The sequence below is a fragment of the Pseudomonas putida genome, from assembly GCF_025905425.1.
GTDB lineage: Bacteria > Pseudomonadota > Gammaproteobacteria > Pseudomonadales > Pseudomonadaceae > Aquipseudomonas > Aquipseudomonas putida_AF.
Genome location: NZ_CP109603.1, coordinates 4,570,603 through 4,585,413, shown reverse-complemented (window position 1 = coordinate 4,585,413; position 14,811 = coordinate 4,570,603). Strand labels below are relative to the sequence as shown.

Sequence of the window (14,811 nt, the reverse complement as noted above, 5' to 3'; positions counted from 1 at the left end):
CTCCTCCTTGGATTAGCCTTCAGCATCAACCTTGCCACGTAGGTAAGGTCAATAGCCGAGGCCAGCGCGCTTCAATTCCAGCCCATTGTGGCCCATGGCAATTCGGTATTTGTTGATCTGGCCCGCCTGCAAGCTCAAACGCGTGCTGCGCTGGTCTTCGATACCCGGCGCGCAACCGGGTGCCTGCCCTGGCAGTAGGCGCAGGCGTACATCCACAGGGCCGGGTGGCAGGTTGAAGGAGGTTGATTGCTCCTGGAACACGCGACCGGAGAGCTGATCGTTGAGGTAGACGCCGATTTCGCAGCTGGTGGCCACTTCCAGGCGCTCCCGGGAAATAATCAGTACGCTGTAGTCCGAATTGCCCTCGGCGCTGGCCGGTGGCACCGCAGCCAGCGCGCTCAAAAGCCCGACGACGCCCAATGCTGCCCTGAACATGAATAATCTCCTGTTTGCCTGATCGTCAAAGGCGCAGCTTGGCCGACGTGAGCGCGGATTTCCAGCCCGGACGCTTGCAAGGGCTTGACCTTGACCCGATGGCAAGCTTGAAGCTGCATCAAAACCTGAAGGAGTTAACCCCATGCAAGTGTTCAACGTACAAGGCATGACCTGTGGCCATTGTGTCAAAGCGGTGACCCGGGCTGTGCAGGCGCAAGATGCCACGGCCCAGGTGGAGGTGGATCTGGCTGGCAAGCAGGTGCGGGTTCAGAGTGCGATGGCGGTGGAGCAGATCCTCACTGCGATCCGTGACGAGGGCTACCAGGCCGAAGTGGCGTGATAGCCGGTGGGGTCGCAACGCGGCCCCGTTTGTTGCAAATGTTTTCATGCTGATGGGGTCCTTAGCAGGTAGAATCACGCACTTGCTTAGCCTGCTATGGATTTCTGATGAACCTGCGAATGGTGCTGATCCTGGGCGCATTGAGTGCGTTCGGGCCTTTGGCGATCGATTTTTACCTGCCCGCCTTCCCGGCCATGGCGCAGGCTTTCGCCACCGATGAAAAACACGTCCAGACCACCTTGGCCGCCTACTTCCTTGGCCTGTCCATCGGCCAGTTGGCCTATGGCCCGGTGGCCGACCGCTTCGGGCGGCGCAAACCGCTGTTGTTCGGCGTGGCGCTGTTTACCCTGGCTTCGCTGGCGTGTGCCTATGCGCCCAACCTCGACACCCTGGTCCTGGCACGATTCGTCCAGGCCTTGGGCGGATGCGCCGGGATGGTGCTGTCGCGGGCGATTGTCAGTGACAAGTGCGACCCGGTGGCATCGGCCAAGGTGTTCTCGCAGTTGATGCTGGTAATGGGCCTGGCGCCGATCCTTGCGCCGATGCTGGGTGGGGTGCTGGTGAACCTGGCAGGCTGGCAGTCGATCTTCCTGGTGTTGAGCCTGTTCAGCGCGGCCTGCCTGCTGGCAGTCAGCCTGGGCCTGCCCGAGAGCTTGCCGGCGAACATGCCGCGCCAGCCGCTGTCCGGGGCGCTGCGCCAGTACCTGCGCCTGCTCAATGACCGGGTGTTTCTCGGCCATGCCTTGACCGGGGGTATCGCCATTGCCGGTATGTTTGCCTACATCGCCGGGTCGCCATTCGTCTTCATCAAGTTGTATGGCGTACCTGCCGAGCACTATGGCTGGCTGTTCGGCACCAACGCGGCGGGCTTTATCCTCGTGGCGCAGGTCAATGCGCGCTTGCTGGCCAAGCGTGGCCCGGCCTTCCTGTTGGTGCGCGCAGTGTGGATGTACCTGGCCGCAGGCCTGGTGCTGCTGGGGGTTGCTGCACTGCGGCCGAGCCAGTTGTGGCCGCTGTTGGTACCGTTGTTCGTGTGCATCGCCAGCCTGGGTTGCATCATCCCCAATGCCTCGGCCTGCGCCATGAGCGGGCAGGGCGCACGAGCAGGCAGCGCCTCGGCACTGATGGGCTGCCTGCAGTTCAGCGTCGCCGCAGGCGCGGCGGCGTTGGTCGGGTTGTTGCACGATGGCAGTGCGGTGCCGATGACACTGGTGATCAGCTTGTGCGGGGTGCTGGTGGTCAGTGTCGCGCTGCTGACCCGGCGCTTGCAGGCCAGGCGTCCCGCATAAGCGGGTGCGGCGCCTGCAGGCGGGTTTCCAAGGTGGCGACGAAGGCCCGCGCTTCGGCCTCGCTGCGGAAACTCACCACGTGTTGGTCGAGCTGAACCTGCCAGGGGCAGATCGGGTTCCGGCTCGACGCACTGACGACAATTTTCATCGCGGCATACCTCCAATGGGCTGAGAGCGGATGAAGTGTAGCGCTGTGTTCTGTGCATGCCATGACCGCCGTCTGCGCGCTGACTGACGGTCAACAACCCTGTTAGTTCACCCTCACGTCATGCTGCCCCAGGAGTAATGCCTGGAAGCATGTAGAAGCTTCGCTTTTGTTTGCGCTACTTATGGAAGCCCGCTGTCGGCCGCATCCGAACGTACGCTGGGCGACTTTTCCTCATGCCCTGTCTGTGCCCCGCTGAGATCTGGGGCACTGTTCATTTGCGCGGTTCCGACGGGATTGGCGAACCTGCACATCATCTCTCATGGGTAGGCATACCCAGTGGACTTCAGACAGGCGGGCTGCGTCGGCTAGCTGCCTGAGTGGGGTTTTCTGCGGCTTATACTGGCCACCAGAGCCAGTGCCAGCGAGCGGGAGTTCCCTGTCGCGGCCGGTCATTCATAAGGCAGGCGATCCGCATTGCCAGGGTTGGCCATTGCATCCACATGTGAACGTGCAGGGAGTTACAGGAACATGAACGCAGTCAGCAGTATCAGTCAGATCGCCAGCCTGATGGCCGACCCCAAACGCAGTGCCATGCTGTGGGCGTTGATCGACGGCACACCGCGACTGGCGAACGAGCTCGCGATGATGACCGGGTTGACATCATCTTCGGCCTGCGCCCACCTTTCTTTGCTGTCTTCGGCCGGTTTGCTCAGGCATGAAGCGCGCGGTCGCAAACGCTACTTCCGCCTGGCTACCCCTCAGGTAGGGGCCGCAGTGGAAGCATTGGCAAGCGTGCAGTTGGGCAGTGCCAAAGAGAACCCGTCCGAGGCGACAGCGATGCAACTCCCCATGTCGATACGCAGAGCGCGGCGATGCGGTGACCATCTTGGCGGGGAGCTGGCCGGTGAGTTGTATCACCGCCTGGTGGTGGCGGGTTGGCTGGAGGGCACTGATCGCCACCTGATGGTCAGTGAGCTGGGGCGGGCAGAGCTGGCGCTGGTCGGTGTCTACATTGATGCCTTGGCGCCGCATCAGCAACGGGCTTGCGTGATCTGCCGCTGCACCGACTGGAACAACCAGGGCGCTCACTTGGGGGGCATACTCGGGCAGGCCTTGTTCAGGCTGTTTCTGCAGTCCGGCTGGATGCGCGAGTCCGAGGATACGCGGGCATTGCATATCTCGGCGCTGGGCATCCAACACATCAATCGCATTGCCCGCGTGACGACGTTGCAGGTCGGGTAACCGCAACGTCACTTGCCGATCAGACCAGCCGCGCGTCCAGGCTGTTTTGCGCCAGGCGACGGGCCTGGCCTTCGGTCATGCCCAGATGGGTATGCAGGGCATGGAAGTTTTCGGTGACGTAGCCGCCGAAGTAGGCAGGGTCGTCCGAATTGACGGTAACTTTCACGCCGCGCTCGAGCATGTCCAGGATGTTGTGCTGGCTCATGTGATCGAACACGCAGAGCTTGGTGTTCGACAGTGGGCACACAGTAAGGGGGATCTGCTCGTCGATGATGCGCTGCATCAGGCGCTCGTCTTCGATGGCGCGCACGCCGTGGTCGATACGCTTGATGTGCAGCAGGTCCAGGGCTTCCCAGATGTATTCGGGCGGGCCTTCTTCACCGGCGTGCGCAACGGCGACGAAGCCTTCGCTGCGGGCGCGGTCGAATACACGCTGGAACTTGCTCGGAGGGTGGCCCATTTCGGAGCTGTCCAGGCCTACGGCGATGAAGGCATCGCGGAAGGGCAGGGCTTGGTCGAGGGTCTTTTGCGCTTCTTCTTCACTGAGGTGGCGCAAGAAGCTCAGGATCAGGCCACTGCTGATCCCCAGTTGCTCGCGGCCATCCTTGAGCGCCTGGTTGATGCCGTTGAGCACCACTTCGAAGGGGATACCACGGTCAGTGTGGGTTTGTGGGTCGAAGAACGGTTCGGTGTGGATGACGTTCTGCGCTTTGCAGCGTTGCAGGTAAGCCCAGGTCAGGTCGTAGAAATCCTGTTCGGTACGCAGTACATCCGCGCCCTGGTAATAGAGGTCGAGAAACTCCTGCAGGTTATTGAAGGCGTAGGCGCCGCGCAGGGCTTCGACATCGGCCCAAGGCAGGGCGATCTTGTTGCGCTCGGCCAGGGCAAACAGCAGCTCAGGCTCCAGCGAGCCCTCCAGGTGCAGGTGCAGTTCGGCCTTTGGCAAGGCGTTCAACCAGTCATACATAGTTGGTTATCTCGATCAGGTACGGTTGCCGCCATTCTACAGGGCCTGGCCAGGCAATGCGCCGGGCCAGGCCCTGTGTGGCATCAACCGGCGATCAGTTGCGCGGCTGCCTGGCGGTGATCGGCGATCAGGCCCTGGATATCCAGGCCTTCGATCTGGCCATCAATGACCCGCCATTGGCCGCCGACCATGACCCGGTCGGCGCGATCGGCCCCGCACAGCAGCAACGCCGACAGTGGGTCATGGCTGCCGGAGAAGCGCAGCTCGTCGAGTTTGAACAAGGCAAGGTCAGCTTGCATGCCGACGGCCAGCTCGCCGATGTCCTGGCGCCCGAGCAGGCGTGCCGAGCCGCGTGTCGCCCAACCCAGGGCACGTTCTGGGGTGATCTGCTCGGCGCCATAGCGCAGGCGCTGCAGGTACAGGGCCTGGCGGGCTTCGAGGATCATGTTGGAGGCATCGTTGGAGGCCGAACCATCAACGCCCAGGCCCACGGGAGCGCCAGCAGCTTCGAGATCGACGGTTGGGCAGATGCCCGAGGCCAGGCGCATGTTCGAGCTGGGGCAGTGGCAAATGCCGGTGCCAGCCGCGCCGAGGCGGGCGATTTCGTCGCCATTGAAGTGGATGCCGTGAGCCAGCCAGGTGCGCGGGCCGAGCCAGCCGACGCTGTCCAGGTAGTCGACGGTGCGCAGGCCGAAACGCTGCAGGCAGAAATCTTCCTCATCAAGGGTTTCCGCCAGGTGCGTGTGCAGCCGCACATCGAGTTCTTCGGCCAGCGTGGCACTGGCCCGCATGATCTCGGGCGTGACCGAGAAGGGCGAGCAGGGCGCCAGGGCAATCTGGATCTGCGCGCCTTCGCCGCGTTCATGGTAGCTGTGGATAAGTCGCTGGCTATCAGCCAGGATCACCTCACCCTGTTGCACCGTTTGCTGCGGTGGCAGGCCACCATCGTCTTCGCCCAGGCTCATGGAGCCGCGGGTCAGCATCGCACGCATGCCCAGCTTGCGTACCACCTCGACTTGCACGTCGATGGCATTGTCCAGGCCTTGGGGGAACAGGTAGTGGTGATCGGCGGCGGTCGTGCAGCCCGACAGTAGCAGTTCGGCCAGTGCTACCTGGCTGGCCAACGCCAGTTTGGAGGGGGTAAGGCGTGCCCATACGGGGTAGAGCGTTTTCAGCCAAGGGAACAGCGGTTGGTTGACCACAGGTGCCCAGGCACGGGTGAGGGTCTGGTAGAAGTGATGGTGGGTGTTGATCAGGCCAGGTGTGACCACATGCTCGCGGGCATCGAACACTTGGTCGCAAGGTTGGCTGGGGCTTTCGCCGAGGGCAAGAAGTTGGGTGATGCGGCCGTCTTCGATGACCAGCCCGCCACGGGCGTCGGTGCCGTTGGCGGTGAAGATGGCGAGGGGGGATTTCAACCAGGTACGGGTCGCAGGCATGGTGCCGGCTCCTCTGAAAGTGGGTTCAGGTTAGCCAGCTCAGTGTTGCCCTGTCTGCTGATCCAGGTCCGCCACGGGGGCGAGGCATTGAGTCTACTGCCTCGCCACGCGGCTTTCAATTCACCAGATCAGTGGTTCGCCCTTGTAGTTGATGAAGCGCAGGCCGCCATTGCCGCTTTGCGCTTTGATCTGCTCGAGCATGCCGCGGGTGCTGGTCAGCACGTCGATCTCGGCGTTCTCGCCGCCCATGTCGGTCTTCACCCAGCCAGGGTGCATGGCCAGCACGCAGAGGTCGGGGCGCTGTTGTTCGACGACGAAGCTGTTGATCATCGAGTTCAGGGCCGCCTTGCTGGCTTTGTACAAGCAGACCTCACCGCCGTCCGGGATGGTTACGCTGCCCAGGATCGAGCTCATGAAGGCCAGCACGCCGCTGCCCTCGCGCACCTGGCCGACCAAGCGGCGGGCGACGCGGATGGGGGCCACTGCGTTGGTCATGAACAGGTCGCCGATGTCCTGGTTGCGGACGGCCTCCAGGTCTTGTGGCAGGGGCCCCATGACGCCTGCGTTGACGAACACCAGGTCGAACACCTCGCCTTGCAGGCGCTGCTTCAAGCCATCGAGCTGAGCGGTGTCGTTCATCTCCAGCTGCTCGATGCGTACACCGGGAACGTTGGCCAGGGCCCCGGCCTTGTTTGGGTCGCGCACGGTGGCGATGACGTTCCAGCCATCCTCTTGCAAGCGTTGCACCAGCCCCAGGCCAAGGCCGCGTGAGGCGCCGATGATGAGGGCAGTTCTTGAGTTAGCCATAGGAACATTCCTTTATCGGTGTAGGAAAAGGAATTGAGCATACTGCAGAGTCGCTGGCTGTGCCTGCGTTGCGCCTGGTTAAAAAATGATCGATGGCGCCAGGCCGTGTGTAGACGGGCGCTTCGCCTGTTGGCTAACGGGTTATCCACAGGCTGTTCCACAGTTATTGTGTGCAAGCTGAACGGGCTGGCAGGTTTGTCTCAGCCACAAGGATTGGGGATAACTCCCAGGCTTTCAGTTATTTACGGCTGTCATCAAATAGTGATCAAAATATGATCAAAGCTCTGCAGGCCTTGAAACGACTAGCCTGCAAGAGAGTGCCCCAAGCTTATCCACAGGCAGGCCCACAGTTCTTGTGAGCAATGTTCAGCGGGCTTCGAGCAGAATGCGCCCCCGGCTCAGGTCGGCCAGCTGCTGCTGCAGCGGTGCCAGGTGAGTTGCCCCCACCGCAATGCGCAGGTCTACGCCATTGGCAGTGAATTGTTCATCCAGCACCAGGCCGTCAACGTCTGCCAGGCGCAGTTTCACCAGCGCCAGCTCGCTGAAGCTGCAACTGCAGGTGAATTCGCTGCGCTGCACCAGCAGGCGCTTGGGAGCCTGTTGCAGGCATTTGTTGGCCCCGCCGCCATAGGCCCTGGCCAGGCCACCGGTACCCAACTGGATACCGCCGTACCAGCGGATCACCAGCACTACCACCTGATCGCAGTCTTGCGCTTCGATGGCGGCCAGAATGGGGCGCCCGGCGGTACCGCCCGGTTCGCCATCGTCATTGCTGCGGTACTGCCCGCCGAGCTTCCAGGCCCAGCAGTTGTGGGTGGCGGCCAGATCGCTGTGGCGTTCGATGAAGCTCATCGCCTCGGCAGCACTGGTAATCGGGCCGGCGAGGGTGATGAAGCGGCTTTTGCGGATTTCTTCGCGAAATTCACAGAGGTCGAGCAGGGTAGAAGGCATAAATGGCTGTCAGGCGCTCGGCTTGATGCCGCACCCCTTGAGAATGATGTGGATAAGATTGCTGCTCGCGTCTTCCATGTCCTGCTTGGTCAGGCGGCTGCGGCCGGTGACCTGGCAGATCTGCGTGGCGAAGTCGGCATAGTGCTGGGTGCTGCCCCACAGCAGGAATATCAGGTGCACCGGGTCGACCGGGTCCATCTTGCCTGCTGCGATCCAGGCCTGGAATACCGCTGCCCGGCCACGGAACCATTCACGGTAGTCGGCGCTGAAGTACTCGTTCAGGCAACTGCCGCCGCTGATCACTTCCATGGCGAAAATCCGCGAGGCTTGCGGGTTGCGCCGCGAGAACTCCATCTTGGTCCGAATGTACTGGCTTAGCGCTTCACCTGGGTCGTCCTCGACGCTCAAGGCGTTGAAGGTGCTGTCCCACAACTCGATGATGTTGCTGAGCACGGCAATGTACAGGCCCAGCTTGTTGGTGAAGTAATAATGCAGGTTGGCCTTGGGCAAACCGGCCTTCAGGGCGATGGTGTTCATGCTGGTGCCCTTGAAGCCATGGCGGGCGAATTCGTCTTCGGCGGCCTGGATGATGGCCTGTTCGTTCTTCTGGCGGATGCGGCCGGCGGGCTTGCCCGAGGCGGAGAGGCGATGCGCTGGGACTTCAAGGGTCATGGACGATTCCGTACGGGTCAGTGGCAGCGGCTGTCGGACAAGATTACCTTCCTGCGCCGAAGTGACAAGCGTTTGCGTCACAGACAGGCATCAGCGTGTCGCTGCCAGGCTATCCAGGAAGCTTTCCAGCACCAGGTTTGGCCGCCGCCCTTTGCGTGTGACCCAGCTCAGGCTCAGGTCATAGAAGCGCTGCCGGGGCTTGAGGGCACGCAGCCGACCTTGCTGCACCCAGAAGCTGGCGTAGTGGTCTGGCAGGTAGCCGATGTAGCGCCCCGTGAGAATGAGGAACGCCATCCCCTCGCGGTCCGAAGCGCTGGCCGTGCAGTGCAGGGCTTGGTAATGGGCCTGGATATCGGCGGGCAAGCGGAAGGTGGGGGTAATGGCTTCCTGGCTGTTGAGCCGCTCGTCATCTACCTGTTGATCGTCGGCGTAGAACAGCGGGTGGCCCACTGCGCAATACAGCAGCGAGCGCTCGCTATACAGCGGTTGATATTCAAGGCCTGAAAGCGCGATGGTCTGCGGCACCACGCCGACGTGCAGGCTGCCGTCGAGCACGCCGTGCTCGACCTGGCTGGGGGCGATCATGCGGATGTTGATACGCACATCAGGGCCACGGTCCTTGAGCTCGGCAAGGGCATGGGTGATGCGCATGTGCGGCAGGGTCACCAGGTTGTCGGTAAGGCCGATGTTCAGCTCGCCACGCAAGTGCTGGTGCAGCCCGTTGACTTCCGTGCGGAAGCTCTCCAGGGCACTGAGCAACTGCAAGGCCGAATGGTAGACCTCACGGCCTTCCTCGGTCAGCGAGAAACCGGCCCGGCCGCGCTGGCACAGGCGCAGGCCGAGGCGCTGCTCCAGGTCATTCATCTGCTGGCTGATGGCCGAGCGGCCGATCCCGAGCACGTTCTCGGCTGCCGAGAAGCCGCCGCACTCGACTACGCTGCGGTAGATCTTCAACAGGCGAATGTCAAAATCGCTGACTTGGGCGAGTGGGTCGGGGCGTCGGCTCATTAGTTTAGTGTTGCCCTATCTGAAGATTAGAAATGCAGGCTTTTTCAGACTTTATCGCCGTGCCAATTTAGTCGCAACAACATCCATCGTTGCCTATTCGTCTTCCGAGGAACCGCCGATGAACATGCCCGAAACCGCCACCACCGGTATCGCCAGCCAGCTGAAGCTGGATGCCCACTGGATGCCCTACACCGCCAACCGCAATTTCCATCGCGACCCACGCCTGATTGTGGCGGCGGAAGGTAACTACCTTGTGGATGACAAGGGGCGCAAGATTTTCGACGCCCTGTCTGGCTTGTGGACCTGCGGCGCCGGGCATACCCGCAAGGAAATCACCGAGGCGGTAGCCCGCCAGCTGGGTACCTTGGACTATTCCCCTGCGTTCCAGTTTGGCCACCCGCTGTCGTTCCAGCTGGCAGAAAAGATTGCCGATCTGGTTCCAGGCGACCTGAATCACGTCTTCTATACCAACTCCGGTTCCGAGTGCGCCGACACCGCGCTGAAGATGGTGCGTGCCTACTGGCGTCTGAAAGGCCAGGCGACCAAGACCAAGATCATCGGCCGTGCCCGTGGCTACCATGGCGTGAACATCGCCGGTACCAGCCTGGGTGGCGTGAACGGTAACCGCAAGATGTTCGGCCAGTTGCTGGATGTCGACCACCTGCCTCACACCGTGCTGCCGGTGAACGCCTTCTCCAAGGGCATGCCGGAGGAGGGCGGTATTGCCCTCGCTGACGAAATGCTCAAGCTGATCGAGCTGCACGATGCTTCCAACATCGCTGCGGTGATCGTCGAGCCGCTGGCGGGTTCCGCCGGTGTACTGCCGCCGCCGAAGGGTTACCTGAAGCGCCTGCGTGAAATCTGCACCCAGCACAACATACTGCTGATCTTCGACGAAGTGATCACCGGCTTTGGCCGCATGGGCGCGATGACCGGCGCTGAAGCCTTCGGCGTGACCCCGGACCTGATGTGCATCGCCAAGCAGGTAACCAATGGCGCCATTCCGATGGGTGCGGTGATTGCCAGCAGCGAGATCTACCAGACCTTCATGAACCAGCCGACGCCGGAATACGCTGTGGAGTTCCCGCACGGTTACACCTATTCGGCCCACCCGGTAGCCTGTGCCGCCGGTATCGCCGCGCTGGACCTGCTGCAGAAGGAAAACCTGGTGCAGTCTGCCGCCGAGCTGGCGCCGCACTTCGAGAAGCTGTTGCACGGCGTGAAGGGCACCAAGAACGTCGTCGATATTCGTAACTACGGCTTGGCCGGCGCCATCCAGATCGCCGCCCGTGACGGTGATGCCATCGTCCGCCCTTACGAAGTGGCGATGAAACTGTGGAAGGCAGGCTTCTATGTACGCTTCGGTGGCGACACCCTGCAGTTTGGCCCAACGTTCAACACCACGCCGCAGGAACTGGATCGCCTGTTCGACGCCGTCGGCGAAAACCTGAACCTGATCGACTGATCTTTCCGATTTCGATGCCAGGCGCGTGCATATATATGCGCGCCTGCTTCTACCTTCTATATCTGGAGTTTTGCATGAGCATTGTTCAGCACCTGATCCATGGCGAGCTGATTTCCAAGGGTGAGCGCACCGCCGATGTCTTTAACCCGTCCACCGGCCAGGCTGTACGCAAGGTCGAGCTGGCCAGTCGTGCGACCGTGCAGGAAGCGATCGACTCGGCCAAGGCGGCCTTCCCGGCCTGGCGCAATACCCCACCAGCCAAGCGCGCCCAGGTGATGTTCCGCTTCAAGCAACTGCTGGAGCAGAACGAAGCCAAGATTTCGCAGATGATCAGCGAAGAGCATGGCAAGACCGTCGAAGACGCAGCCGGCGAACTGAAGCGCGGCATCGAGAACGTCGAGTTTGCCTGCGCAGCGCCAGAAGTGTTGAAAGGCGAGTACAGCCGCAACGTCGGCCCTAACATCGATGCCTGGTCCGACTTCCAGCCGCTGGGCGTGGTCGCTGGCATTACCCCGTTCAACTTCCCGGCCATGGTCCCGCTGTGGATGTATCCGCTGGCCATCGCCTGCGGTAACGCGTTCATCCTCAAGCCTTCCGAGCGTGACCCGAGCTCGACCTTGTACATTGCCCAGCTGCTGCTGGAAGCCGGTCTGCCGAAGGGCATCCTTAATGTGGTGCATGGCGACAAGGAAGCCGTGGACGCGCTGATCGAAGCCCCGGAAGTGAAAGCGCTGAGTTTTGTCGGCTCGACCCCGATCGCCGAGTACATCTATGCCGAGGGCACCAAACGCGGCAAACGCGTACAGGCCCTGGGGGGGGCGAAGAACCATGCCGTGCTGATGCCCGATGCCGACCTGGACAACGCCGTCAGCGCCCTGATGGGTGCCGCCTACGGTTCGTGCGGTGAGCGCTGCATGGCGATTTCGGTGGCGGTGTGCGTGGGTGACCAGGTCGCTGATGCACTGATCGCCAAGCTGGAGCCGCAGATCAAAGCACTGAAGATTGGTGCCGGTACCTCGTGTGGCCTGGATATGGGGCCGCTGGTTACTGCTGCTGCCCGCGACAAGGTGGTTGGCTACATCGACGACGGTGTGGCTGCTGGCGCCAAGCTGGTGGTAGATGGCCGTGGCTTGCGGGTTGCAGGTAATGAAGATGGTTACTTCGTGGGTGGCACCCTGTTCGACAAGGTCACCCCGCAGATGCGCATCTATAAAGAAGAGATCTTCGGCCCTGTGCTGTGCGTGGTCCGGGTTAACAGCCTGGAACAGGCCATGCAGCTGATCAACGATCACGAATATGGCAACGGCACCTGCATCTTTACCCGTGATGGTGAGGCAGCGCGCCTGTTCTGTGACGAGATCGAAGTGGGCATGGTCGGTGTAAACGTGCCGCTGCCGGTACCGGTGGCGTACCACAGCTTCGGCGGTTGGAAGCGTTCGCTGTTTGGTGACCTGCATGCTTATGGTCCGGATGGGGTGCGTTTCTATACTCGTCGCAAGGCGATCACCCAGCGGTGGCCGCAGCGGGCTAGCCATGAAGCGTCGCAGTTCGCCTTCCCTAGCCTTTAAGTGATGAAGAGAAGCGGGGAGGCCGGAAGGCCTCCCCGCTTTGTTTTCAGCGATATTAAGGTTTCTTGAAATTAAAGGTTGACGGGGTTTCGAATCCCCTTATAATGCGCCCCACTTCCAGCGTAGATGGAGCGAGAAACTCCTTGAGTATCAAAGAGTTAATCGATTCAGGTGATGATGGAAGGGCTTCGATCGAAAGATCGTCAGCGGTTGAAATGGTGGTTGACAGCGCTTCTAAACGCTGTAGAATTCGCCTCCCGCTACGAGAGATCGCAGCGAGTTAAGTGTTTGAAGCTAAACGAGATTCTCGCGAAAAACTTCAAAATAAACGCTTGACAGGCTCTGAGGAAAGCGTAGAATGCGCGCCTCGGTTGAGACGAAAAGCTCTTAACCAAACGCTCTTTAACAAATTGAATCAAGCAATTCGTGTGGGTGCTTGTGAGTATGGACTGATAGTCACAAAGATTATCAGCATCACAAGTGACCATGCGAGAAATCACATAGTCATTTGAGATTGCTGAGCCAAGTTTAGGGTTTCTTAAAAACCCAAGCAGTATTGAACTGAAGAGTTTGATCATGGCTCAGATTGAACGCTGGCGGCAGGCCTAACACATGCAAGTCGAGCGGATGAGAAGAGCTTGCTCTTCGATTCAGCGGCGGACGGGTGAGTAATGCCTAGGAATCTGCCTGGTAGTGGGGGACAACGTTTCGAAAGGAACGCTAATACCGCATACGTCCTACGGGAGAAAGCAGGGGACCTTCGGGCCTTGCGCTATCAGATGAGCCTAGGTCGGATTAGCTAGTTGGTGGGGTAATGGCTCACCAAGGCGACGATCCGTAACTGGTCTGAGAGGATGATCAGTCACACTGGAACTGAGACACGGTCCAGACTCCTACGGGAGGCAGCAGTGGGGAATATTGGACAATGGGCGAAAGCCTGATCCAGCCATGCCGCGTGTGTGAAGAAGGTCTTCGGATTGTAAAGCACTTTAAGTTGGGAGGAAGGGCAGTAAGCGAATACCTTGCTGTTTTGACGTTACCGACAGAATAAGCACCGGCTAACTCTGTGCCAGCAGCCGCGGTAATACAGAGGGTGCAAGCGTTAATCGGAATTACTGGGCGTAAAGCGCGCGTAGGTGGTTTGTTAAGTTGGATGTGAAAGCCCCGGGCTCAACCTGGGAACTGCATCCAAAACTGGCAAGCTAGAGTACGGTAGAGGGTGGTGGAATTTCCTGTGTAGCGGTGAAATGCGTAGATATAGGAAGGAACACCAGTGGCGAAGGCGACCACCTGGACTGATACTGACACTGAGGTGCGAAAGCGTGGGGAGCAAACAGGATTAGATACCCTGGTAGTCCACGCCGTAAACGATGTCAACTAGCCGTTGGAATCCTTGAGATTTTAGTGGCGCAGCTAACGCATTAAGTTGACCGCCTGGGGAGTACGGCCGCAAGGTTAAAACTCAAATGAATTGACGGGGGCCCGCACAAGCGGTGGAGCATGTGGTTTAATTCGAAGCAACGCGAAGAACCTTACCAGGCCTTGACATGCAGAGAACTTTCTAGAGATAGATTGGTGCCTTCGGGAACTCTGACACAGGTGCTGCATGGCTGTCGTCAGCTCGTGTCGTGAGATGTTGGGTTAAGTCCCGTAACGAGCGCAACCCTTGTCCTTAGTTACCAGCACGTTATGGTGGGCACTCTAAGGAGACTGCCGGTGACAAACCGGAGGAAGGTGGGGATGACGTCAAGTCATCATGGCCCTTACGGCCTGGGCTACACACGTGCTACAATGGTCGGTACAGAGGGTTGCCAAGCCGCGAGGTGGAGCTAATCTCACAAAACCGATCGTAGTCCGGATCGCAGTCTGCAACTCGACTGCGTGAAGTCGGAATCGCTAGTAATCGCGAATCAGAATGTCGCGGTGAATACGTTCCCGGGCCTTGTACACACCGCCCGTCACACCATGGGAGTGGGTTGCACCAGAAGTAGCTAGTCTAACCTTCGGGAGGACGGTTACCACGGTGTGATTCATGACTGGGGTGAAGTCGTAACAAGGTAGCCGTAGGGGAACCTGCGGCTGGATCACCTCCTTAATCGACGACATCAGCCTGCTGATGAGCTCCCACACGAATTGCTTGATTCACTTGTATAAAGACGATGCTGTAACGCGACCCTGTTATAGGTCTGTAGCTCAGTTGGTTAGAGCGCACCCCTGATAAGGGTGAGGTCGGCAGTTCAAATCTGCCCAGACCTACCATTACATGGTGCAGCCTAGACTACGGGGCCATAGCTCAGCTGGGAGAGCGCCTGCCTTGCACGCAGGAGGTCAGCGGTTCGATCCCGCTTGGCTCCACCACTTCCGCAGTATGCAGTAGCTTGTCAGAACTTAGAAATGAGCATTCGGTGATGAATGTTGATTTCTGACTTTTGTCAGATCGTTCTTTAAAAATTCGGATATGTGATAGAAATAGACTGAAC

13 protein-coding genes, 2 tRNA genes and 1 rRNA gene are annotated in these 14,811 nt (G+C 60.1%); 8 read left to right on the top strand and 8 right to left on the bottom strand.

Going from position 1 to position 14,811, the window contains the following annotated elements:
* Positions 1–48: 48 nt before the first annotated feature.
* The gene (locus tag OGV19_RS20650; RefSeq protein WP_264310426.1) at positions 49–435 is read right to left on the bottom strand and encodes a hypothetical protein; all 387 of its coding nucleotides are present in this window, start codon (positions 433–435) and stop codon (positions 49–51) included.
* Between the two features lie 142 nt (positions 436–577).
* Here OGV19_RS20650 and OGV19_RS20645 point away from each other — a divergent pair, with 142 nt between their 5' ends.
* Together OGV19_RS20645 and OGV19_RS20640 are read left to right on the top strand one after the other, a co-directional pair.
* Positions 578–775 carry a heavy-metal-associated domain-containing protein gene (locus OGV19_RS20645; protein ID WP_264310425.1) on the top strand — a complete coding sequence of 66 codons (198 nt, stop codon included), beginning with the start codon at positions 578–580 and terminating at the stop codon, positions 773–775.
* Between the two features lie 107 nt (positions 776–882).
* Positions 883–2,064 carry a multidrug effflux MFS transporter gene (locus OGV19_RS20640; RefSeq protein ID WP_264310424.1) on the top strand — a complete coding sequence of 394 codons (1,182 nt, stop codon included), beginning with the start codon at positions 883–885 and terminating at the stop codon, positions 2,062–2,064.
* Here the strand turns inward: OGV19_RS20640 and OGV19_RS20635 are convergent.
* Positions 2,015–2,212 (bottom strand): hypothetical protein, encoded by a 198-nt coding sequence (locus OGV19_RS20635; protein WP_264310423.1) that lies wholly within the window; start codon positions 2,210–2,212, stop codon positions 2,015–2,017. The two genes, OGV19_RS20640 and OGV19_RS20635, sit on opposite strands and share 50 nt — an antisense overlap.
* A gap of 528 nt (positions 2,213–2,740) precedes the next feature.
* On the opposite strand from OGV19_RS20635, the gene OGV19_RS20630 reads away from it, so the two are divergent.
* The gene (locus OGV19_RS20630; RefSeq protein WP_264310422.1) at positions 2,741–3,454 is read left to right on the top strand and encodes an ArsR/SmtB family transcription factor; all 714 of its coding nucleotides are present in this window, start codon (positions 2,741–2,743) and stop codon (positions 3,452–3,454) included.
* Between the two features lie 19 nt (positions 3,455–3,473).
* On the opposite strand, the gene OGV19_RS20625 is transcribed toward OGV19_RS20630, so the two are convergent.
* From OGV19_RS20625 to OGV19_RS20600, 6 genes are all read right to left on the bottom strand, one after another.
* Positions 3,474–4,421, bottom strand: coding sequence for an adenosine deaminase (locus OGV19_RS20625; RefSeq protein WP_264310421.1), 948 nt, complete (start codon positions 4,419–4,421; stop codon positions 3,474–3,476).
* 83 nt (positions 4,422–4,504) lie between these two features.
* Positions 4,505–5,860, bottom strand: coding sequence for an 8-oxoguanine deaminase (locus tag OGV19_RS20620; RefSeq protein ID WP_264310420.1), 1,356 nt, complete (start codon positions 5,858–5,860; stop codon positions 4,505–4,507).
* 120 nt (positions 5,861–5,980) lie between these two features.
* Positions 5,981–6,667: an SDR family oxidoreductase gene (locus OGV19_RS20615; protein ID WP_264310419.1), complete on the bottom strand. Its 687-nt coding sequence runs from the start codon at positions 6,665–6,667 to the stop codon at positions 5,981–5,983.
* 366 nt (positions 6,668–7,033) lie between these two features.
* Positions 7,034–7,618, bottom strand: a complete 585-nt coding sequence (locus tag OGV19_RS20610) for an IMPACT family protein (RefSeq protein WP_264310418.1) — start codon at positions 7,616–7,618, stop codon at positions 7,034–7,036.
* A 9-nt stretch (positions 7,619–7,627) separates the two neighbouring features.
* Positions 7,628–8,290: a TetR/AcrR family transcriptional regulator gene (locus OGV19_RS20605; protein ID WP_264310417.1), complete on the bottom strand. Its 663-nt coding sequence runs from the start codon at positions 8,288–8,290 to the stop codon at positions 7,628–7,630.
* A 90-nt stretch (positions 8,291–8,380) separates the two neighbouring features.
* On the bottom strand, positions 8,381–9,298 hold the full coding sequence (locus tag OGV19_RS20600) for a LysR family transcriptional regulator (protein ID WP_264310416.1): 918 nt from the start codon (positions 9,296–9,298) through the stop codon (positions 8,381–8,383).
* A 118-nt stretch (positions 9,299–9,416) separates the two neighbouring features.
* Here OGV19_RS20600 and OGV19_RS20595 point away from each other — a divergent pair, with 118 nt between their 5' ends.
* From OGV19_RS20595 to OGV19_RS20575, 5 genes are all read left to right on the top strand, one after another.
* Positions 9,417–10,763, top strand: a complete 1,347-nt coding sequence (locus tag OGV19_RS20595; protein WP_264310415.1) for an omega-aminotransferase AptA — start codon at positions 9,417–9,419, stop codon at positions 10,761–10,763.
* A 74-nt stretch (positions 10,764–10,837) separates the two neighbouring features.
* Entirely contained in the window at positions 10,838–12,331 is a 1,494-nt protein-coding gene (locus OGV19_RS20590; RefSeq protein WP_264310414.1) for a CoA-acylating methylmalonate-semialdehyde dehydrogenase, read from the top strand.
* Positions 12,332–12,889: 558 nt separating this feature from the next.
* Positions 12,890–14,426 (top strand): 16S ribosomal RNA (locus OGV19_RS20585).
* Between the two features lie 87 nt (positions 14,427–14,513).
* Positions 14,514–14,590 (top strand) — tRNA-Ile (locus tag OGV19_RS20580).
* 23 nt (positions 14,591–14,613) lie between these two features.
* Positions 14,614–14,689 (top strand) — tRNA-Ala (locus OGV19_RS20575).
* Positions 14,690–14,811: the final 122 nt, after the last annotated feature.